We start from the raw sequence: 20282 nt of genomic DNA, 5'->3' as shown, positions 1-20282 counted from the left end.
TTGATGACTATGTGGCATCAGTCTGTCCGGGGTGTCCGCTCCCGGGCGCGTGTGGGGCACGGCGCTCGGGCGTTGGCCGCGCGTGGGCCACTCGCGCTCGGGCGTCGGCTGTGTGTGGGCCATGGCGCTCGGGCGTTGGCCGCGCGTGGGCCGCAGCTCCCGGGCGTCGTTCGAGCGGAACTCGGCGAGCGGGGCTGCGACCTACGCGTGCGGGTGCCGGCTCAACCCCGCCGGTGCCGACCGCCCTGGACGCCGTCGTCGTCCCATTCGCCGACCGCTCCGGCGCTACGACCGGGCAGGGCCAGCGGCGTGCCGGTCGGAGGGCCAGTGGGCGGGGCGGGCGTCTCGGTGGCCGCCGCCGCACGACGGGCGGCCCAGGCGGCGCCACTGCCCGCTCGACCCGCGTCACCGCTCCAACCCGCCTCACCGCTCCGACCAGGGCTGCCGCTCCGACCCGCGTCACCGCTCCGAGCAGTGCTGCCGCTCCGACCGGGGTTGCCGCTCCGACCAGTGCTGCCGCTCCGGGAGGCGCGGCTCTCGGTGGTGGAGCTGCCGCCGACCCGGGTTGACCGGCGTCGCGGGGTACGGGCGGCCGCAGTCAGCCGGGGTGCGGCGCCGGCCGTGGCCGGCCGACGGCGGAGACCGAGGACCGCGCCGATCTGGGCGCCGACGATGCTCGCCACGGCCAGGACGGCGGAGACGGCCAGCGGTCGGTTCACCCGGTCGGTGGTTCCGGCCCGGGCCGCGCCGACGGTCATCGTGGGTGCCTCACCCGTCGACTCCGTACCGCTGGGTGGTGCCTGCTGTGTGCGCTCCGGCGCCGACCGCTCCGGCGCCGACCGCTCCGGCGCCGACCGCTCCGGGGCCGGTCGCGCGGGCGGTGTGGGCGCGGCGGGTCGACCGACGAGTTTGCCGGTCGCGTGCGAGCGTGCGCCCTGGTCGGTGGCCTCCGCCGGGAGCCGGAGCAGTTGCCCGGGACGAATCCGGTCCGGGTCGTCCAGCCGGTTCAGCTTGGCGAGTTGCCGGTAGTCGTCGAACTCGTCGAGGTACCGCTCGGCCACCTCGCCGAGGTAGTCGCCCCGGGCAACGCGGTACACCGGCGCAGCCTGGTCGCCGGGGCTCGGCCCGCCCGGCGCGACAAGTCCGAGCGGCCCGCTCCCCAGGGCGTCGCGGGGCCCGCTCGCGGCCAGGCCCAGCGGGGTGCTCTCGGTGAGCCGCGTGGTGGTGGCCGACGCGCTCGGCTGGGCGTACGCCGGACCGACGTAGACCGCGGCGGCGCTGGCGGCGGCCGGGCTGGCCGCGAGGATCAGGGCGACCGAACCGACCAGCGCGGCGGCGGCCTTCTGCTGGCGGCTCATTCCGGGCAGCTTCGGCGCCGGCCGGCGCAGGGTCTGCGCGCCCAACTCGACGAGGACGGAGAAGGTGAACGTGGCCCAGCCGAACCAACCGGCCAATGCCAGGGCCCGAAGGAAGAGTTGCCCGTCGTCCCGGCTGGTCAGGGTGGTGCCCACCTCGGCGAGGGTGGGCAGATGGTCGGGCAGGGGATTGCCGGCGAAAGCGAGCAGCGCGACCGGCGCGCCCGCCACCAGGGCGCAGAGCACGACGAGCGCGCCGAGGCCGGTGAGGACGCGTCCCGTCCGCCGTACGACGGACCGACCCGATGCGGACATGGCTGCCTTCCTTCCTATGGGACCGGGGGTGGGGCTGTGGTGATGGCCCGTGCGGTCGCCTCTCCGGTGATGGTGACCTGGTCAGCGAAGCCGAACAGGCCGAGCATCGAGCGGCGGTAGGTGATCGTGAGGCGTACCCGGACGACGACCTCCCCGGCGATCTGCGGGAAGCTCACGGTGTGGCTGGTGGTGGAGCCGACGGCGGTGAGGTATTCGGCGACCGCCACGCGGGCCTGCGGCTGGTCGATCCGCGTCGGCCCACCCTCGATCGCGGTGGCCCGGTCGATGGCCTGCCCGCCCGCGCGGGCCGCCTCAGCGGCCAGGTTGTCGGCGCGTTGCAGCGTGCGGAGCTGGCCCGCGCCGTCGAACGAGAGCCCCACGATGGCCAGTACGCCGATCATCGCCACGGCCAGGAAGATGCTGACCCGGCCGTGGTCGCCGGAGAGCGTACGGAGGTTCATCGTCGGCTCCGGTAGCGGTCCAGGGGCGAGGTGAAACTGGCCTCGATCTTGTTCTCGGTGGGCATGCCCGGTAGGGCGTTGAGCCGTAGGTCGCGGAACGACACCCGGCACTCGACCGTGACGGTGACCGTCGCGTTCTGGCCGAGCGCGCTGCGGTAGGCGTCGTCGAATCCGGTGTCGCTGTTGCCGACCCTGCCGCCGAAGGTCAGGGTCGGAGCGGCTCCGCAGTCCAGTCCGTGCCAGTCCAACTGCTCCTGGGCTGCCTTGCGGGCCTGTTCCTTCGCGTCGGTCGGGTCGCGGGAGATCGACGCGGCGCGGGCCGCGTCGTGCGCGGCGGCGTCGAGAGCCTCCGCCGCCACCGCGCTGCGTCCGGCAACGCCCGCCAGCACCATCAGCGCGATGAACGCGGGCGCGAGCACCGCCACCTCGATGGAGACCGAGCCGCGCTCGGTGGTCCGGCTCACGGCGCTGTCACCCGCTCCACCGGCCCGTGCGCGGTCTGCCCGATCTCGAAGTCCATGCCGGGTACGACCGACAGGGACCGGCCGGTGACCGTGCAGGTCACGTCGACCTCGCTGGTCACACAGCTCGGACCGCCGGCCTTGTCCCAGCCCAGCAGCCAGCTACCGCTGGTGGACAGGAACTGCTTGGCGCTGGCTACTCCGGCGCCGTCGGACGCGTTGTACCGCCGTTCGGCGTTGACCCCGCTCTGGGCGGCGTTCAACGCCGTGGCACGAGCCAGGAAGACGGCCGCCACCTGGAGCGACGCGAACAGCAGCACCAGGATCAGCGGCATCACCACGGCCAGCTCCACCGGATTCGCGCCCCCCTCCCGGTCGCCGGTCACGAGACGACGCCGGGCAGCGGAAACCGCCCGGCGCCACCTCGGGTACGTGACTCGGCGCATGCCGGCTACTTCGGGTTCGTGTGGCCCGGGATGGCCTTCATCCAGTCGTTGGCCTTGCCGAGGGCCAGGCCGGTGACGATGGTGGCCACGAAGACCAGGCCGAAGATGATCACCGCAGTCGGTACCGGGCTGTCGCCCCGCTCGCCGTCCCGGCGTAGCTCGGCGAAGCGCGTCGTCACCACGACGTGCAGGTAGGTGAGGATGGACATGGCGTACTCCTTCTCGGGGTCGGATCAGACACGGGCGATGAACGGGTAGACGACGAAACCGAGCAGCACGAAGACGAGGAGCGCGCCCGGAATGTCGAGCTTGCTGGTCACGCCCTCGGCGCGGGCCAGGTTGTCGGTGCGGATCTGGTCGCGTAGCGAGTCGGCCCGGCTGCGCAGGGTCTCGTGCACCTGCGCGCCCTCGCTGCCGGAGGAGCGCATGATCGCGCCGACGTCGCCCAACTCCGGGATACCGATCTTGTCGGCGAGGTCGCGCAGCTCGTCCCAGGGGGCGTGCATCTGCATCTGGGCGATCCGCAGCGCCTCCTGAAGGCGGTCGAACACCCAGCCGTCGCAGACCGCCGCGGCCCGCTCCAACGACTGCACGGGCCCGTGCGCGGCGGAGAGCTGCAACGCCACCAGATCCAGGTACGTGCAGACGGCCTGGCGGAACTCGTCGCGGGCGGCGTCCGCCTTGGTCAGGACCGACCGGTGCGCCAGCAGACCGGCGACGAACGCCATGCCGAGGCCCCCGAGCACCGGTACGACCAGCGGCAGCGAGATGCCGAGGACGAACAGCGCCACCCCGAGCAGGGTCGGCGTGGCCAGTCCGATCAGCGCGGACAGCAGCACCGACAGCGCGTACTGCTCGGGGGTCTGGCCGATCAGGGCGAGCTGCCGGTGCGGCGGTCGTAGCCAGCGGGACAGCCCGCTGAGCCAGTCCAACCGCCGGGAGGCGGGAGTGGCCACCCGGCCGGTACCCGGCGGCTGGTGCAGGCGGCGCAGCGCCGGGCCGAGCGCGGGAGTGGCCGGCACCAGCTCGCGGATCACCAGGAACAGGCCCAACCCGATCGCCGCCCCGCCGGTGACGGCGACGCCGAGGAGCCAGTTGACGATCATCGCGGGCCTCTTGCCGGCACCGTGGCGCTCGCGCTCACGCGACGACCTCCTGTGGGTCGGGCGCCGGCAGGAACCGGGCCGGTCGCTGCGGCTGACTCATCGAGCGGACCCAGGCCAGCAGGCCGATGAAGGCGATGCCGAGCGCGGCCATCACCACCTGACCGGTCGGGGTGCCGTACGGCTCGATGTACTCGGTGTTGATCAGGCCGTACGCCAGCGTCGCCAGCGTCATCCCGGTCAGGAACCGGACCGCGAACCGGGGCTGGGTGCGCTTGGCCTCGATCTCCCGGCGGGTCGCCACCTCGGCGGACGCCGCGCCGGCGATCGAGCCGAGTACGTCGCCCAACCGCTCGCCCCGGTCGGTGAGGTGCAGGATCAGGGCCGCCACCACCTGGTCGCAGACCGGGTCGCCGATCTCGTCGGCGAACGCCAGCAGCGCGGAGCGGGCCAGCCAGCCGGCCTGCAACCGGGCGGCGAGCAGTCGTACCTCGTCCTCGATGCCGGGTGGCACGCTGCCGATCGTGCTGATGATCGCCTGTTGGAGGCCCTGGCCCGTACCGGAGACGTCCTTGAGTCGGCGGGTCCACTCGCCGACGGCCTCGATCCGGGCGATCGCCCGCTGCTCGGCCTTGCCCACCGCGAACAGCCACGGCGTACCGGGTACCGCCACCGCCACGAGCAGCCCCACCACCGGTAGCCCGGTCAGCAGGAACGCCAACGCCCCGGCGACCACCGCGGCGAGCAACAGCGCCTGGTAGGACCGCCGCTCGGCGGGCGTGGCGCCGGAGCCCCGCCAGAGGCGACTCAGGCCGGGCCCCGCTCCCGGGCCGGGGCCCGGGGGTCGACGGGTGCCGACCAGCGCGACCACCGCCAGCAGGAGCCCCGCCACGCAGGCGGCCCCGGAGACCACCGCGATCAACTCCAGGCTGTTCCCCATCAGGTCACCGCCGGGCCAGTCGGGTCTGTCGGGGCCGCCGCCACGCGCCCGTACCGGCCTCGATCCACCGGGTCAGCAGTCGGGAGTCGTACCCCACGCGGAGCAACTGGTCGCGGACGCGTTCCGGCAGGTGCCGGGGGACCGCGCGGCCGTCCGGACCGGGACCGAAGACGGTGGTGGTGGTGATCCGTCCGGCCTCGCCGGCCCCGATCACCTCCTCCACGTGCGAGACGAACCGGTGCTTACGTCCGCCGATCGCGCTCTCGTCCTCGACGGTGACGTAGACGATCAGGTCGAGGGCGTTGCCGGCCATCCGACGTGCCTGGTCGACGGTCATCTCGCGGCCGTGCGCCAACGCCAACTCGACGATCCGCTCGCCGACACCGGCGGCCGTACGGGCGTGGATCGTGCACATCGAGCCCCGGCTGGTGGTCATCGCCTGGAGCATCGGCACGATCTCGCGGGACCGCACCTCGCCCACGATGATCCGCAGGACGCCCATCCGCAGCGACAGCGGGATCAGGTCGGCGATCGTCACCTCGCCCGCCGGACGGCCGTCGAAGCCGCGCTCGCCGTGCCCTTCCCGCGCCTCGAAGCTCATCACCGCCCGGTGCCGTTCGCGGCGGCGCGCCGGCAGCAGTTCCCGGCTCTCCTCCAGCAGCACGTACGGCTCGTCGGGCGGGATCTCGTTCATCAAGGCCCGGATGATTGTGGTCTTTCCGGCGCCGGCCAGCCCGGCGACCATGATGTTCAACCCGGCGCGCATCGCCGCGCGCAGGAAGTCACGCAGCAGCGGGTCGATCATCTCGTCCAGGTCGCCCCGGCTACCGGCGACGTCGTCGAGGCTCACGTCCAGGGTGTTGTGCTTGCGGATCACCGCGTACGGGCGGTGGCTGACCAGGAACACCGCCGCCAACCGGCTGCCGTCGGGCAGTTGCAGGTCGAGGGTGGGCTTCACGGTGGACAGGGACCGCTCGGTCGCGCCGGCCCGCCGCGCCGCCGCCTGGAGGATCTCGACCAGTTCGGCGTCGCTGTCGGCGATCGGCTCGCCCCAGTCCACCCCGCCGCCGTGTCGGGTGATGCGCACCTGGTCGCAGCCGAGGATGTGCACCTCCTCGATGGTGTCGTCGACCAGCAGGGTCTGTAGCCGGCCGAGTCCGACCAGCTCGGCGGTCACCTGGTCGAGCAGCAGACGCTCCTCGCCGGCGGCCATCGGCGTGCCGGCCCGGCGGACCGCGTCGGCGTACTCGGCGACCACCTGGACGGCCAGCCGCGCCCGCTCGGTGTCCTCCTCGTCGGCGGTGAACTCCCGCCCGCGCTGCCACAGGGTGAGTCGTTCGGTGAGTTCCCGGCGCAGCTCCCGGACCACCTGGAAGTCCATCCGGGGTCGAGGGGCCGTCTCGGGCGGCGGCGTGGGCGTCGGCTGCGGCATCGGCGGCACGTGGTGGTGCCGGCCGTTCGCGGGGGTCAGCGGTGGCGCGGTGGACGTCGCGCCCGGCGGCTGCTGGCGGGGGTCGGCCGAGACGGGTTCAAACCGCATCCGGCACCCCCTGCTGTACCGGCCAGGCCAGCCGGGCGCGTCGCCGTTCCAGCAGCGCCCCGACCGGCACCTCCAGCGCGGTCGCCGCGCGCAGCAGCGGCCGTCCGGCCCGCACGGTCCCACCGAGGCCGAGCACCCCTGCGGTACGCGGGTCGTGCGGCAGCCGGGCGATCACCGGCAGCCTCAGCCCGCGACTGATCTCGGCGCGCCCGTGCCCGTCGCCGACCAGCAGCAGCCGCAGGGTGCCCGGCGGTACCCGGTGCTCGGCGAAGTCCCGCTCGATCGTGGTGACCACCGCCCGCGTCCCGGACAGGTCGGGCAGGTTCGCCCGGGTCACCAGCAGCACCACCGAGGCGGCCCGCAGCAGTGGCCACGGTGGGCCGTTCACGTGCAGTCGGCCGCAGTCGACGAGCACGTCGTAGCCGGGTGTGCCCCGGTCCAGGGCGTTGAAGTAGTCGGCGAAGCGCTGCCAGAGCGGGGTGACGCTGCCGGCCTGCGTCGGGTCGACCAGACCGGGCAGCAGCAGCCGTTCCCGGCGCGGCGCGTCCAGGTCGACCAACTGGGACCAGAACGCGGTCTCCAGGTTGCCGTCGCGCAGCTCGCCGACGGCCAGCTCCCCGATGCCGCGCGGACCGTCCAACTGGCCGCCCAGATAGCCGGCGAGGATCGACCCGCCCGCCGGGTCGCACTCGGCGAGGACCAGCCGGCGGTGCCAGGTCAGGGCGCAGGCCAACGCCGAGGTGGTCACGCCGGGCGAACCCTTCGCGGACACCAACGCGATGATCGCCATGGTCAGGCCGCCTCGATCAGCACGACGGCGACCCGCTCCTGGGCGGCGAGCGCCACCACGGCGGGTACGTCCCGGATGAGGAGCGCCAGGTACAGCACCTTCTCGTCGTCCGTCGGGCTGACCATGTCGATGACGGTGGCCGTGAACCGGGTGCCCGCCGTGGCGGCCGCCCCGGTGGCGTCGTCGTCCGGGGTGCTGACCAGCAGCACCTTGTCGCCGGGGTGCAGCGCGCGGGCGGGCACCTGGGCGGTCTTCAGGCCGAGCGCGATCTGCTGCTGCCCCGGGCCGAGCAGCGGGTCGTCGGTCACCTGCCCGAGGGTGAGCAGGGTGCCTGGCACCAGCGCCACGGCGGCCCGCTTGCCGACCACCTCGTCCAGCCGGCCCGCCGGCACGGGGCGTAGCCCCTGGCCGCCGGCGACCTGCACGGTGATCAGGTCGGCGGCGGTGACCTCCCGGCCCACCTCCACCGGTCGGGCCACCGCGAGGTAGCTGCCGGTGGCCCGGACCGAGGTGACCGCGAACGCGGCCCCCAGCCCACCGAGGGCGATCAGGAGTACGGCGAGACCCAGCAAGCCTGGACGGACGCGGCGCTGCCGGACCACCTTGGGCGGGCTGACCGGCGCGTCCACCGGTCCGGTCGCGTTACGCGTCGCCACACTCACCGTTCGATCTCCATTCGTGGCTGGGGTGCTCGCAGAACCGGGTCGCTCACCTGGTCACCACCTGGAGCTCCCTGATCTGTACCGGCACGGTGCCGCTGGTCCGGGTCTGCGCGATCGGGTCGCCCTCCACGCCGTTGTCGGTCCACCAGCGGACCGTCCAGTACGTGGTGGCACCCACCCGGTAGGTGCCCGCCTTCGGGTAGCCGTGGTCGTAGCCGCAGTCCGGCGAGGTGCGGCCGGCGCGCTTGCCCTTCGGGTCGTACGGGGTGCCCGGCTTGGTGCAGGTGACCGTGTCGCCGTTGCCCATGCTCCAGACGATCCGGTTGACCTTCGCCTCGATCGAGACGGTCAGCCCACGGTCGGTCGCGGAGGCGTTCAGCGGCCCGAAGTAGCTGGCGCTCGGGGTGGCCCACATCCAGACCGGCAGGCCGACCAGGCCGGGGCCGATGTCCTTGCGGGGGGCGACCTTGAGCCGCGCCGGCAGCAGCTTGATCGACGCGAGCGCCCGGCGGGCCAGCTCCTCCGGGTCCGGCGGAGCGCCGAAGCCGGCCGGCGGCCCGTCGAGCGGCAAGGTCCGCTGCGCGCCGAGGTCGCCGCCGTTGCAGGTCTGGACGTACCACTGCTGGCCCTCGGGTGCCGACGGTTGCGGCACGGCGAGCTTGTAGTAGCAGCCGTCGCCGTTGTTGAACCAACCCAGCAGGTCGTCGTAGCAGGGGATCGTCCGGCCGCCCCACTGGCAGACGCCGCCACCCCCGCCGCCGCCGGAGTCTCCGCCGCCGTTGTCCCCGCCGCCCCCCGGGTCGCCGGGGTGGCCCGGCTCGTCGTCCCAGACGTTGCAGTCCGGTTGGCCGGGCGGGCACTCCACCCCCGGGCCCGCACGGCGGGCGGCGGAGGCCGGCAGGGTCGTGCCGACCACCAGCAGCATCGCCACACCGACCCCGGCGAGGAGCCGGCGGCTCAGCACGGCTGGTCCTGGTGCGCGACGCCGGAGCTGATCAGCCAGCGGCCGTCCGGATAGCGGGTGGCGGTGGCGGTCGCCAGGTGCTTGCCGCCGCCGCTGCCCGGCACCACCCGTTGGTCCTTCGTGTAGACGAGCCGGTAGCCGGTCGCGTCCAGGCAGTCCTGGATCTCCACGGTGGCCGGGTCCGAGTCGAGGTCGACGGCGATCACGGTGGGATCGGATCGCAAGGTCCCGGTACGCATCGCGCCGTGCTCCTTAGCGTCGCGAATGGACAATTGCACCCGGGTCAGCAGTGGATCAGCGAGAAATCTGGACAGTTCCGGCGCGTGCGGATCGCCGCGCCCACTCGCCGTGCGCGAGGCCGCGAGATATCCGGAGTACGCCTCGAGCGCCGCCTTTTCGGCGGCCCCGCGTTCGACATCCGAATCTGCCCGTACCCCGTCGGCACGCTCCGACGTCGGGTCGTCGACCGCCTCCGGCCCGCTGCCGCAGGCGGTGGCCGCCGCCGTCGCCACGATCGCCAGCAGGCAGGTTGTCGCTCGCCTGAACTGCCGTCCGACCACCGCCGAACCCTCCTCGTGACAGCCCGACGTGGCGACGAAGCGCCGGTGTCGAGCATGCGAAAGCGCGCCCGGATCACTTCATCCGGCCGTTCATTGGCGCTTCTGCATTCACCGTTGCGGATCTTCTACAAATGCGAGGTCCTGTGTTGTCCGATCATCGATGTGAGGCTTGCGTCACACTCAAGGGGCGAGCATAAGCTCACGCTCGCCGATGCAACAGAGGCAATTCATGCGAACACTCTGAGTGATGATGGGTGGTGGTGGCAGGTGTCCGTGCGGCGCTTCGGATGGCTGTCGGTCGAGGGGTCGCCAATGGCCCGGCCTCGTTGGCGCGGGCCGATCCGTCCTGACCCCTACGCCCCTTACGAGAATGGGACATCGCAACCGGAAGCCGGCATGTGGCCAGCGTCGCGGCTCGGCGGCGACCGCACATCGTGCGGGCCGATCCGGGGCGGACGGAGTCGGTGGGGGACGTCGCTTTCCGCGCCATCCGCTACACCCGAGCGAACGTTCAGTCACGATCCGTGTTCACCTTTCGGGGTGGTCGCGCGACGTTCGGCGGGGTCGACGTGGCGCTGACGGCCGAACCGACCGACCAACCGTCCGCCTCCGGCGGTCCTACGGTCACCGAGGTGGGGCCGGTGCCGGGTACCCGTCGTCTCCGGCTCGCACCCGTGCTGGCAGCCCTGCTCGTCACCCCGCTGGCGCGGTTGGCCGTCGTGCGTCACGCCGTACCCTCGGACGCCGCCAGCCGGACCGGGTGCGACGCCTGCGGGGCCGCGATCAGCCTGACCGGGCCGTGGCCCGCGCTCGGTCCGGCGGCCCGGTGTGGTCGGTGCCGCGCCCGGGTCGGGCCGCCGCCCGGCACGATCGAGGTGGCGGCCCTGGCCGCCGTGGCGCTGCTCGTGCTCGTCGGCCCGCCGCTGGGCGCGTTGCCGGCCGTGGCCTGGTGGCTGGGCTGGACGCTACCGGCGGTCTTCGTCGACCTGGCCGTGCACCGGCTACCCGACCGGCTCACCCTGCCCGCCGCTGGCGGAACCTGGCTGCTGCTCGGCGTGGCGGCGCTGGCCGACGCCGGGGCGGGTCCGTGGGTGCGGGCCGTCGCCGCCGGTACGGGTCTGGCCCTGTTCTTCGCCGCCAGCACGTTGCTGCTCGGTCGCCGCGGCTTCGGGCTGGGCGACGCCAAGTTGGCGCTCGGCGTGGGCGCGCTGCTCGGCTGGTACGGGTGGCCCGTCCTCGTGCTCGGGCTGCTGCTCACGTTCGGGCTGTCCGCGCTGGTGAGCCTGGGGCTGCTGGTGGCCCGACGGGTCCGCTGGACCACCCACCTGCCGTTCGGCCCGTTCCTGCTCCTCGGCACGGCGGGCGCCCTCCTGGCGACCTGAGGGTTACGGGCGGGGTCGGCCGGCCAGGTCGGGTATTCGACGGCGGGCGTCGGTGCGGCGACGTAGCGCCTCGGCGGCCGGGCGGGCCAGCAGCGGGGTCGCGACGAGGGCGACCAGGGCGCCGAGCAGCAGGCCCGCGGCCACGTCGTGCGGGTAGTGCACGCCCACGAAGACCCGGGAGAACGCGGCCAGCAGGGCCAGTGGCAGGGCGAGCAGCCCGAGCCGCCGGGAGAGCAGCAGCGTGGTGACCGCCAGCGCGCCGGCGAGGGTGGCGTGGTTGCTCGGGAACGAGTAGTCACCCGGCGGTGGGCAGGTGCCGGCGATGATGGCCCGGCCCACCGTCCGGCACGGCCGGTCCTCGTCCACCACGGTCTTGAGCAATTCGCTGCCCGCGTACGCCAGGAGAGTTGGCAGCGGCGCGACGAGGGCGAGTGCCCGGTCGTGCGGGCCACCGGCCAGGCGGCGCAGCGCGGCCACCACCAGGAGCGCGCCGAGGAGCAGGATCACCCCCTCGGTGGCGTGCCCGACGAACCACTGCACCGGGTGCGGGGTGCCGGCGGCGGCATCGACGATGTCGCGGTACCACTCGGCGCTGATCTCTGGGACGTCCGTACTGCCGTTGTCGGCCATGAATCACCTCTCCACACGTTCATACCGCGTTCACCTTGGAGACATCTTGGAAACGCGAACGTGGGGCAGGTCGGTCCAGCACGCGATGGGCTGGCCGGGGCTCAGGTCGACGCGGCTCCCTCGGCCGCGCGCTGGGTCGGGCCGGGGCCGCCGGCCATGCGCTCCCGGACGGCCTCCAGCGCCTCGAAGGCGTACGCCCAGTTGTGGCACTTGAAGCTGCGCAGGCCCTCGATGACGGTGTGGCAGTCGGCGCAGTGCACCCCCGCGATGGCGTCCGGGACCTCGGTGTTGACGTACTTGTGGTCGCCGAGGATGACCTCGGCGATCATGCCCTTGTCGTGCAGTCCGGTGACCGCCGAGGAGACGATGTCGTACCAGGTGATCCGCCGGCCACACTTCGGGCAGTCCGGCTCGTCGCCGCTGACCCAGAGCGGCGCGCCGATGGTGCGCGTCGGCATACCCAGCAGCTTCTCCAGACGCCGGACATCCGACTCCGGCGTGGTCCACCGGTGTCGGCCGGGCAGTGACGCGGGCGAGTCGTACACGGCGCGGAACAGGTCTTTCTCGACCCGTACGGTCTCCCGTTGACTGGTCATCGGCGTCCCTCCTCGTGAGTGGGTGCCCCCACCGTGGTCGGCGCTGACCAGGGGTGCAGCCGGATCAACGACACGAGGGGGCGGCGGGTCGTCGGCTCAGCTGCTACACATCGAGATCCGACCGTGCGTCGAAGGGATCCCTCGTGACCGAGCAGCCGGCACCCGACACCACCGACGTCACCGCCCGCCCCAACGTCGCCCGGATGTACGACTACTTCCTGGGTGGCAGCAACAACTTCGCCGCCGATCGGGCCGCCGCCCAGCGGGTGCTGGAGATCTTCCCGGACACCGCGGCGGCCGCCCAGATGAACAGGCAGTTCCTGCGCCGGGCCGTCCGGTACGCCGTCGGGCAGGGCGTACACCAGTTCCTGGACATCGGCGCGGGGCTCCCCACCCAGGGCACGGTGCACGAGGTGGTGCGTGCGGTGACGCCGGACGCCCGGGTGGTCTACGTGGACTACGACGAGGTGGCCGTCGCGTACGCCAGGCGGTTGTTGACGGACGTGCCCGGCACCGCCGTCGTGCAGGGTGACCTGCGACGGCCCGACGACCTGCTGGCCGACCCGGGCGTGCGGGGCACGCTCGACCTGGACCGCCCGGTGGCCGTGCTGCTGCTCGCGGTGCTGCACTTCGTTCCGGACGGGGACAACCCGTGGGGGGCCGTCGCCCGGCTGCGCGACGCGACCGTGCCCGGCAGCCACCTGGCGTTGTCGCACCTGACGCTGGACGGCATCCCGGCAGAGTTGGCCGAGCGCGGTCAGGCCGTTTACCGCAACAGCAGCGCGCCGCTGGTGCCGCGCACGCACGCCGAGACGCTGCGCTTCTTCGCCGGGTACGACCTGGTGGAGCCCGGTCTGGTGGAGACCACCCGGTGGCGGCCGGACGGGGAGTCCGAGGTCGTGGAATCGCACGGGTACGCCGGGGTCGGCGTCCGCCGCTGACCCGCTCTCGCCTTCGGCGGCCGGCCCCGGGGGGAGTGGTCAGGACACGATCAGGGGACTCCGCCGTCGGCGACCCTCTGAGGTGTGAATGTTTGTCCTAATCTCGGCACGTTCCAACCTTCCCGTCCGAACCCTGACCAGGGACTTCGGGTCGGGCAGCGTCCTCGGACCGGCCTGGGTGGAGAGTGGCGATGAGCGGCAGCAGACGGATCGATCAGATGGCCCGACGGCAGTTCGTCAAGTTGTCCGGGGCCGTCAGCGCGGGCGGGCTTCTCACCCTGGCCGGGGCGGACGGCGGAATGGCCGACGGTGGTGACGGCACACCCCAACCCCCGCCACCGCCGGACCCGGGCGGCACCGCCTGCCCGACACCGTCGGCCCTGTGCGGCTATCCCACCGACACCGGCGGCCGGTTCGACCTCTGGGACCGGGTCCAGGTCTGCCTGGGTACACGGACCTCACCGCCGACCAACTGCCTGCGCACCACGTCCACCTACGTGGTGCTCAACGGCGCGCCGCCGAACACCCACAACTATCTGCTCGTGCCGACCTGCCGCGTGAAGGGCATCGAGTGCCCGTTCATCGCCACCGCCGCCGCGCCGAACTACTGGTTGGACGCCTGGATCAACGCGCAGCCCGGGCAGCCCTCGCACGTGGTGTACCCGCACATCGGGCTCGGGATCAACTCGGCCGACGCCCGCCAGCAGGACCAACTGCACATCCACCTGGCCGGCATCCACAGTGGAATTCAAACTCAGCTCAACTCGTACGACAACGTGATCAGCAACAACCCGGCGAACTGGCGGAACCAGATCGTCCCGATCTGGGGCCTGACGAGCGGGGGCGCCCCGGCCCCCCGCTCCTACCGCGTGCTGCACGTGTCGAATCTGAACGACAACCTGTTCACGCTGCTGCGCGACTTCGTCGTACGCCCGACCGGGGCGAACATGGCCAACCAGGCGATGGCGGTCACCCCTCGCCTGGTCGGCAACGGCGGGTTCTACGTCATCAACAGCGAGCCCGCACTCCAGACCCCGCAGGGCCAGCCCGGCGGTACGGGCACCGTCGACTTCCTGCTCGCGTACACCTGATTTCCGCCGGTCAGCCCTTCACCGCCCCGGCGGTGAGCCCTTCGGTCAGGAAGCGCTGCCCGAGCGCGTACATGATCACCACGGGGATGCTGACGAGCAGCGAGGCCGCGGCGAGCTGTCCCTGCGGTACGACATCTCCGGCGATCATCGACTGCATCCCCACCGGCAACGTCTTGTACTCGTCCTTCGTGATGAACACGAAGGCGAAGAGGAACTCGTTCCAGGCGTTGGTCAGGGTGAAGAGGGCGACCGCCAGCAGTCCGGGCTTGGCCAGCGGCAACACCACCCGGCCGAACGCCTGTAGGCGGGTGCAGCCGTCGACGAGCGCGGCCTCCTCCAGCTCCACGGGGATCGAGGAGAAGTAGCCGACCAGCAGCCACGTGGCGAACGGAAGTGTGAACGTCGGGTACGTCACGACCAGCGACCACAACGAGTCGGTGAGTCGCACGCCGATGAGCATCTGGTAGAGCGGGATGAACAGCAGCGCGCCCGGCATCACGTAGGTGAGCAGCACGGTGACGGTGAACCCCTGCGCGCCACGGAACCGCAGCCGGGCCAGCGCGTAACCCGCGAGAGCGGCGCAGACCAGCGCCACCGCCGTGGACGCCGCGGACACCAGCAGGGTGTTGAGGTACCAGCGACCGAACGGCTGGTTGGCGAAGAGCCCGGTGAACTGCTCCGTGGTCCACGGCGTCGGCCACAGGTCGTCCGTACGCATGACGACCTGGCCCTCGGACTTGAAGGCCGTGACGCCGATCCAGTACAGCGGACCGAGCACGAAGAAGAGCAGCCCGGCGAGCGCGACCCAGGAGCCGAAGCCCGACACCGCCGAGGATGCCCGGCGACCGCCGCGCGACTGGAGGGTCGACACCACCCGGCCCACCGCCGCCGCGATCAGCAGGATCACCCCGAGGATCACCGCCGCCTTCCAGAAGATCTCCGGCGACGCCCAGATCAGCAGCCCGGTGACCACCGCGGTGATCACCCACGGCAGGGCCTTGCGCGCCCGCGTACCGACCCGCAGCGTCGCGCGTCGTGCCCGGGGCAGTTTCGCCCCCGAATCCTGGCGCAGCAGCCGGACCAGGAAGAACACCAGCCCGCCGATGACCGGCAGCATGACGAGCGTGACCGCCGCGCCCGCGCCGTACTGCAACTGCAGGATCGCCTTCGAGTACGCGACGAGCACGTACGGCGCGGTCACGTCACCCGGACCACCTTGGGTGAGCAGCCAGACCAGGTCGAAGTTGTTGAACGTCCAGATCGACGACAGGGTCACCGTCACGGTGATCACGTGGCGCAGGCCGGGCAGCGTCACGTTGGCGAACCGCTGCCACGCCGACGCGCCGTCGATGGTCGCCGCCTCGTACAGGTCGGCCGGGATGGCCTTCAGGCCGGCGAGGAAGCACACGGTGAAGAAGGGCACCCCCTTCCAGACGTTCACCATGATGACCGACGGCATCGCCAGCGACGGGTCGGACAGCCAGCCCGCCGGCCAGCTGTCCACCAGGTGCAGGTCGACCAGCAGCGGCCCGATTCCGGTGGCGGTGAGCAGGTTGTTGACGCTGCCGAAGATCGGGTCGAGCAGCGCGCGCCAGCTGAACGCGGTCACCACGGTCGGCACCACCCACGGCACCAGGAGCAACCCCGCCAGCACCGCCCGCCCGCGGCGTCGGTGGTGCAGCAGCAGGGCCGCGGCCAGCCCGAGCACGACCTTGAAGATCTCGGCGTACGCGGTGAAGACGAACGAGTTCACCACGCCCGTGTGGAACTGGTCGTCGCCGACGAGGTGCAGATAGTTGTCCAGGCCGACGAACACGGACTCCTGCCCGTGCCGTTCGGTGGTGCTGGTGACGATCGATCGGGCGATCGGTACGAGCACAAGGCCGCCGACCAGCACGGCCATCGGCGTCAGGAATAGCGCCGCCATTCGCCAGTCACGACCCAGCCGGCGCTGGGTCGGCGTGAGGGAGCCGGATCCCGGCGGCGAGGAAGCCCTCGCCGCCGGGACCCGCGCGGGACGGAGCGTCCTCACTGCGGCAGCCCCTGCTGGTTGAAGATCTGCACCATCTTCGTGTGGGCCGCCTTGACGGCCTGCGCGGGCGCGGTGCCCTGCACGACCTGCTGCATCATGTCGGTGAGAACGTAGGCCGAGCCGACGGCCTGCTGGCCGGCGCTGGCCTTCTGCGGGAAGGTCAGGCCGTTCTTCGTGTTCAACGGCAGCTGCAACTGGGTGATCTTGCGCAGCATGGGGAACGCCGGGTCGCCGCTGGTGAAGAACGGGTCCGCGTCCCAGACCTTCTCCCAGGCGGGCATCACCAGACCGGGTGCCTCCTTCGCCACTCCGAGCAGCGCGGGCGCGCTGACCAGGTACTGCGCCAGGAGCTTGGCGAGCGCGGGGTTCTTGGCGCCCTTGAAGATGACGAAGCCCTGTGACTGGCCGAGCAGCAGGGGGTTGTTGGTGGCCGGTCCGATGCAGTCGGAGAACACGTGGGTGTTGGCGTGCACCGGGTTCTTCTTGGTCCGCGAGTCCGCGTAGACGCTGAACTGGTTGCGGGTGTAGCCGAGGATGCCGGCGAGCCAGTTCTCGTTGTTGCTGGTGTCGGTCCAGCTCGCGATTCCCGGCGGCAGCATCGGCTTGTACTTGGAGTTCGTGTAGATGTCGCCGAGGAAGGTCACCGCCTGCACCGTCTCCGGCGACTCGAATGTGACCTTGCGGCCGTCGTTGGAGGCGATCGACCCGCCGTACGCGTTGATCAGCGCCTCGATCATGCCGTTGGCGTCGCCGGACCGGTTGATCGTCATGCCCCAGCCGAACCTGCGCTTGCCGGGATCGGAGATCTCCAGGCAGACGTCCCGCAGCTCCTCCCAGCTGTAGATGTCCTTGGGCGTGATGCCCTTGTCCTGCATCCAGTCCTTGCGCAGGAACGACCCGATCCCGATGAAGTGGTACGGGATCGCGAACCACTTGCCGTCGAAGACGCAGTAGTTCTTGGCCTCCGCGCACGGCTCGCCGTACTTGGCGGTCAGCGCCTGGACGACGTCCGTGACGTCCTCCAGGTCGCCCAGCGCCTGGAACTGCGCGACGAACCGGGAGTCGGTCATGAACGCCAGGTCACGAGCCACCCCGCCCTTGACCTCGGCATCGATCTTGGCGACCACGTCGCCCGCGTCGGCCTGCACAAGGCTGTTCTCGATCTTGGTGCCGGTGGTGTCGGCGAACTTCTTGATCGAGCTGTCGAGGGCGTCGTTCGCCGCCGTCGAGTACAGCTTCTGCGACAACATCCCCATCGAGGAGCCCTTCATCGACGCGGCGGCGTCGATCAGCTCCTGCGGAACCTCGGCCTGCACCTTGGTCGGCGATTCGGAGGTGCCCCCACACGCGGCCAGACCCGCCGCGCCGAGCACTCCCACCCCCATCCCCAGCACGCCGCGTCGAGACCAACCCGATTTGTCCTCCATGGACACCCGCCTCCTTCATCTCGCCGCGCACGGCCGCACGCCGAAGGCGTACCCGGCGAACGCCGCGATCGTCGTGTTTCCAGTTGGGCTTCTGTGGTGGCGACCACGGAGGGTCGCCTGTCGAGATCAGTTCGCTCGTCGGTCGCCGTCACGGCGAGCGGGCCAGCCGGCCGCCGCGGGACGTCCGCTCACGCGTGCTCCGTCCGAGCCACCCGAGATCTGTCGGGTGCCGCACCTCGGATGGCGCGACGTGGTCGAGGCGGTCGGCGACAGGGTCGAGACAGGGGCGCTGACGTTCCGGTTCGGTCGTGTCACGAGACCACCGCCGTTCGAGATTTCGAACTAGGTTCGATATACCGCATCGAGTGGTGCGACGCTAGAGCAGCCCGGTCACCGATGTCAATGTTTCGATGCTGTTTCGAACCGAAAGCGGGAGGTTTGCTACCGGGACTGGGCCCGATAGCCCATGCGCGTCGACAGCGCTGCCGCGCCCTCGCGAACCAACCCGGTCCACTCCACCTGCACCTGCGGCGTCCACCGGATGATCGGCGCGGACAGGCTCATCGCGGCGATGACGGCCCCGGAGTGATCCCGGATCGCCGCCGCGACGCAGCGCATCGCGCTGTCCGACTCGCCGACGTCGACCGCGACGCCCTCCGCCCGGACCTGGTCGAGATGCGCCCGCAGGAGGTCCGGGTCGGTGATGCTGTCCGACGTCATGCCCGGCAGGGGATCCTTCAACAGGACCGCGTCCAAGTCCTCCGGATCGAGGGCCGACAGCAGCACCTTGCCGACCGCCGTGCAGTGGGCGGGCAGCCGCAACCCGACTCCGGACACCATCCGAACGGGGTGGATGCTGTCGAACTTGACGAGGTAGACGACATCCGCGCCGTCCAGCACCGCCACGTGAACCGCCTCGTCACAGGCGGCGGCCACGTCCCGCGCGACACCCTGCGCCTCGCGTACCAGATCGAGCCGACCCGCGAACGCCGCGCCCAGCTGGAACAGCGGCATCCCGAGCCGATACTGCACCGGTTGACCCGGCACGGAGATCAGGTACGAGCGAGCCTCGAGCGTCACGAGCAGCTCGTGGACGGTCGTGCGCGGCAGGTCGAGCCGCTCCATCACCTGGCGGGCCGACAGTTGGGGGCAGTCCAGGAACAGTTCGAGGACGTCGAGTGCGCGGATAACTGCCGGTACCACACGGGCCATGTCGCTAGTCCCTTCGAAATGCCGGACCCGCGTCAACGATCTCCACACGGACCAGCACCTGAAGAGGATAGCCACGTGAGCCGTCCGCGCCAGGCTCCGGACCAGGCGGGGACGGCAGGCACCACCTTCCGGGCGCGCCGCGGCGCACTTCCGGAAGGTGGCGTCAGGTGTCGATGTCAGCTGGTGTGTTGCAGCACCGGGACGATCCGGAAGTCGACCGTGGCCTGGTCGATGGTGGCGTGCACCGGGGAGCCGGCCATCTCGGTCATGATCTCCGAGGCGCTGCGCCGGCCGTCGGCGGCCGAGTCCCACGCGACGATGTCGGTGATGGTGCCGTCGTCGGCCTGCATGATCCGACGCCACCGGAAGCCGGGCTGCCGTCGCAGGTACTCGTTGATGTCCTCGTTGGCGTCGACGAAGTCGGCGCCGGTGAGGCCGGCGACGAGCCGGAACGTGGTCATCTCGAGCGCTTCGCTCATGGGTGCCCTCCTCGTGGTGTGCGCTCAGCCCTGCACGGTGGATCGCATGGTGATGTCGTTGACGTCGACGCTGTCCGGCTGGGCGATCGCGTAGGCGATGGCGTCGGCGACCGCCGAGGCCGGCATCCCCAGTTCCTGGGCCGCCGCGTGGACGGCGGCGCGCACCTCGGGGGAGCCGCCGTGCTCGGTGAGCTCCGAGTGGGTGTAGCCGGGGCTCACCAGCGTCACCCGGACGTCCCGGCTCTCCTGGCGTAGCCCCTCGGTGAGGGCCCGGACCGCGTACTTGGTGGCGCAGTAGACGGCCGCCGTCGCGTCGACGCGGTACGCCGCTGTCGAACCGATGTTGATGATGTGTCCCGTACCGCGCGCCCGCATCAGTGGCAACGCGGCGGCGATGCCGTAGAGGGTGCCGAGCAGGTTCACCTCGACCATCTGCTCCCACTCGTGCACCCGCAGCGCGTCGAGGGTGGAGAGGGCCATCACGCCGGCGTTGTTGATCAGTACGTCGACGCGGCCGTGCCGATCGTGAGCGGCCTTGACGAAGGAGAGCATGCTGTCCCGGCTCGTCACGTCCAGCTCGTGGTGGTCGGCTGCGCCACCGGCAGCGCGCAGCTCGTCGACGAGCGCGGCGAGCCGGTCCACCCGCCGGGCGCCCAGCACGACGTGATGGCCGTCGGCGGCCAGTCGGCGAGCCGTCGCCGCGCCGATGCCGCTGCTGGCCCCGGTGATGAGAATGATCTTCGAGTCGGTGCTGTCTGCCATTGCTTCCCCCGTCGTCCTTCGGACCTGCGGCCGAGCGCCGCTGCTCAACGATGCGGCCCGTGCACGACCCCCGGAAGGGTGTGGCTTCCTGGGTGCGCGACACCTCGGCGGCGCATACGTCCTCGTCCAACTT

Annotated in this window: 21 protein-coding genes and 1 pseudogene; 3 read left to right on the top strand and 19 right to left on the bottom strand. The window is 71.6% G+C overall.

Going from position 1 to position 20282, the window contains the following annotated elements; translation table 11 throughout:
• Positions 1 to 620 precede the first annotated feature (620 nt).
• The 12 genes and pseudogenes from AB0J36_RS10040 to AB0J36_RS09985 all read right to left on the bottom strand — a co-directional run.
• Positions 621 to 1670: pseudogene (locus tag AB0J36_RS10040) on the bottom strand (LysM domain-containing protein); the annotation flags it as partial.
• A gap of 14 nt (positions 1671 to 1684) precedes the next feature.
• Entirely contained in the window at positions 1685 to 2131 is a 447-nt protein-coding gene (locus AB0J36_RS10035; protein ID WP_357132014.1) for a pilus assembly protein TadG-related protein, read from the bottom strand.
• The gene (locus AB0J36_RS10030) at positions 2128 to 2595 is read right to left on the bottom strand and encodes a TadE/TadG family type IV pilus assembly protein (protein WP_357132011.1); all 468 of its coding nucleotides are present in this window, start codon (positions 2593 to 2595) and stop codon (positions 2128 to 2130) included. The genes AB0J36_RS10035 and AB0J36_RS10030 overlap by 4 nt, the downstream gene beginning before the upstream one ends.
• The gene (locus AB0J36_RS10025; protein ID WP_357171646.1) at positions 2592 to 3038 is read right to left on the bottom strand and encodes a TadE family protein; all 447 of its coding nucleotides are present in this window, start codon (positions 3036 to 3038) and stop codon (positions 2592 to 2594) included. The genes AB0J36_RS10030 and AB0J36_RS10025 overlap by 4 nt, the downstream gene beginning before the upstream one ends.
• A gap of 5 nt (positions 3039 to 3043) precedes the next feature.
• Positions 3044 to 3247 carry a hypothetical protein gene (locus AB0J36_RS10020; RefSeq protein ID WP_357132005.1) on the bottom strand — a complete coding sequence of 68 codons (204 nt, stop codon included), beginning with the start codon at positions 3245 to 3247 and terminating at the stop codon, positions 3044 to 3046.
• Positions 3248 to 3271: 24 nt separating this feature from the next.
• The gene (locus AB0J36_RS10015) at positions 3272 to 4141 is read right to left on the bottom strand and encodes a type II secretion system F family protein (protein ID WP_357132258.1); all 870 of its coding nucleotides are present in this window, start codon (positions 4139 to 4141) and stop codon (positions 3272 to 3274) included.
• Positions 4142 to 4178: 37 nt separating this feature from the next.
• Complete coding sequence (locus tag AB0J36_RS10010; protein ID WP_357132002.1) at positions 4179 to 5081, bottom strand: type II secretion system F family protein; 903 nt, start codon at positions 5079 to 5081, stop codon at positions 4179 to 4181.
• 4 nt (positions 5082 to 5085) lie between these two features.
• Positions 5086 to 6621, bottom strand: a complete 1536-nt coding sequence (locus AB0J36_RS10005; protein ID WP_357171644.1) for a CpaF/VirB11 family protein — start codon at positions 6619 to 6621, stop codon at positions 5086 to 5088.
• Positions 6611 to 7411 (bottom strand): ParA family protein, encoded by an 801-nt coding sequence (locus tag AB0J36_RS10000; RefSeq protein ID WP_357131996.1) that lies wholly within the window; start codon positions 7409 to 7411, stop codon positions 6611 to 6613. The genes AB0J36_RS10005 and AB0J36_RS10000 overlap by 11 nt, the downstream gene beginning before the upstream one ends.
• A gap of 2 nt (positions 7412 to 7413) precedes the next feature.
• Positions 7414 to 8073, bottom strand: coding sequence for an SAF domain-containing protein (locus AB0J36_RS09995; protein ID WP_355048367.1), 660 nt, complete (start codon positions 8071 to 8073; stop codon positions 7414 to 7416).
• A 46-nt stretch (positions 8074 to 8119) separates the two neighbouring features.
• Positions 8120 to 8998, bottom strand: coding sequence for a hypothetical protein (locus AB0J36_RS09990; protein WP_357171823.1), 879 nt, complete (start codon positions 8996 to 8998; stop codon positions 8120 to 8122).
• 32 nt (positions 8999 to 9030) lie between these two features.
• Complete coding sequence (locus tag AB0J36_RS09985; protein ID WP_363660402.1) at positions 9031 to 9597, bottom strand: hypothetical protein; 567 nt, start codon at positions 9595 to 9597, stop codon at positions 9031 to 9033.
• Between the two features lie 632 nt (positions 9598 to 10229).
• Here AB0J36_RS09985 and AB0J36_RS09980 point away from each other — a divergent pair.
• A complete protein-coding gene (locus tag AB0J36_RS09980) occupies positions 10230 to 10979 on the top strand; it encodes an A24 family peptidase (protein ID WP_357132249.1) in 750 nt (249 codons plus the stop codon).
• Positions 10980 to 10982: 3 nt separating this feature from the next.
• Here the strand turns inward: AB0J36_RS09980 and AB0J36_RS09975 are convergent, their stop codons facing one another.
• Positions 10983 to 11609, bottom strand: a complete 627-nt coding sequence (locus tag AB0J36_RS09975) for a phosphatase PAP2 family protein (RefSeq protein ID WP_357131993.1) — start codon at positions 11607 to 11609, stop codon at positions 10983 to 10985.
• A 101-nt stretch (positions 11610 to 11710) separates the two neighbouring features.
• Positions 11711 to 12205 (bottom strand): hypothetical protein, encoded by a 495-nt coding sequence (locus AB0J36_RS09970; RefSeq protein ID WP_357392551.1) that lies wholly within the window; start codon positions 12203 to 12205, stop codon positions 11711 to 11713.
• Positions 12206 to 12348: 143 nt separating this feature from the next.
• Between AB0J36_RS09970 and AB0J36_RS09965 the strand changes: the two genes are divergently transcribed.
• Together AB0J36_RS09965 and AB0J36_RS09960 are read left to right on the top strand one after the other, a co-directional pair.
• A complete protein-coding gene (locus AB0J36_RS09965) occupies positions 12349 to 13146 on the top strand; it encodes an SAM-dependent methyltransferase (RefSeq protein ID WP_363660401.1) in 798 nt (265 codons plus the stop codon).
• 191 nt (positions 13147 to 13337) lie between these two features.
• Positions 13338 to 14237 (top strand): CDP-diacylglycerol diphosphatase, encoded by a 900-nt coding sequence (locus AB0J36_RS09960; protein ID WP_363660400.1) that lies wholly within the window; start codon positions 13338 to 13340, stop codon positions 14235 to 14237.
• A 10-nt stretch (positions 14238 to 14247) separates the two neighbouring features.
• Here AB0J36_RS09960 and AB0J36_RS09955 read toward each other — a convergent pair whose 3' ends face one another.
• From AB0J36_RS09955 to AB0J36_RS09935, 5 genes are all read right to left on the bottom strand, one after another.
• Positions 14248 to 16164, bottom strand: a complete 1917-nt coding sequence (locus AB0J36_RS09955) for an ABC transporter permease subunit (RefSeq protein WP_357131981.1) — start codon at positions 16162 to 16164, stop codon at positions 14248 to 14250.
• A gap of 101 nt (positions 16165 to 16265) precedes the next feature.
• Complete coding sequence (locus tag AB0J36_RS09950) at positions 16266 to 17696, bottom strand: extracellular solute-binding protein (protein WP_357171639.1); 1431 nt, start codon at positions 17694 to 17696, stop codon at positions 16266 to 16268.
• Between the two features lie 441 nt (positions 17697 to 18137).
• Positions 18138 to 18908: an IclR family transcriptional regulator gene (locus tag AB0J36_RS09945; protein WP_357131975.1), complete on the bottom strand. Its 771-nt coding sequence runs from the start codon at positions 18906 to 18908 to the stop codon at positions 18138 to 18140.
• Between the two features lie 176 nt (positions 18909 to 19084).
• Positions 19085 to 19387: a hypothetical protein gene (locus AB0J36_RS09940; RefSeq protein ID WP_357171637.1), complete on the bottom strand. Its 303-nt coding sequence runs from the start codon at positions 19385 to 19387 to the stop codon at positions 19085 to 19087.
• A gap of 24 nt (positions 19388 to 19411) precedes the next feature.
• On the bottom strand, positions 19412 to 20149 hold the full coding sequence (locus AB0J36_RS09935) for an SDR family oxidoreductase (RefSeq protein WP_357131969.1): 738 nt from the start codon (positions 20147 to 20149) through the stop codon (positions 19412 to 19414).
• Positions 20150 to 20282 lie beyond the last annotated feature (133 nt).

The sequence above is a fragment of the Micromonospora sp. NPDC049662 genome (genome assembly GCF_040675055.1).
In the GTDB taxonomy this organism is placed as follows: domain Bacteria; phylum Actinomycetota; class Actinomycetes; order Mycobacteriales; family Micromonosporaceae; genus Micromonospora.
The sequence above is the reverse complement of the archived record's forward strand: the minus strand, read 5'-3'. Positions and strand labels throughout refer to the sequence as shown.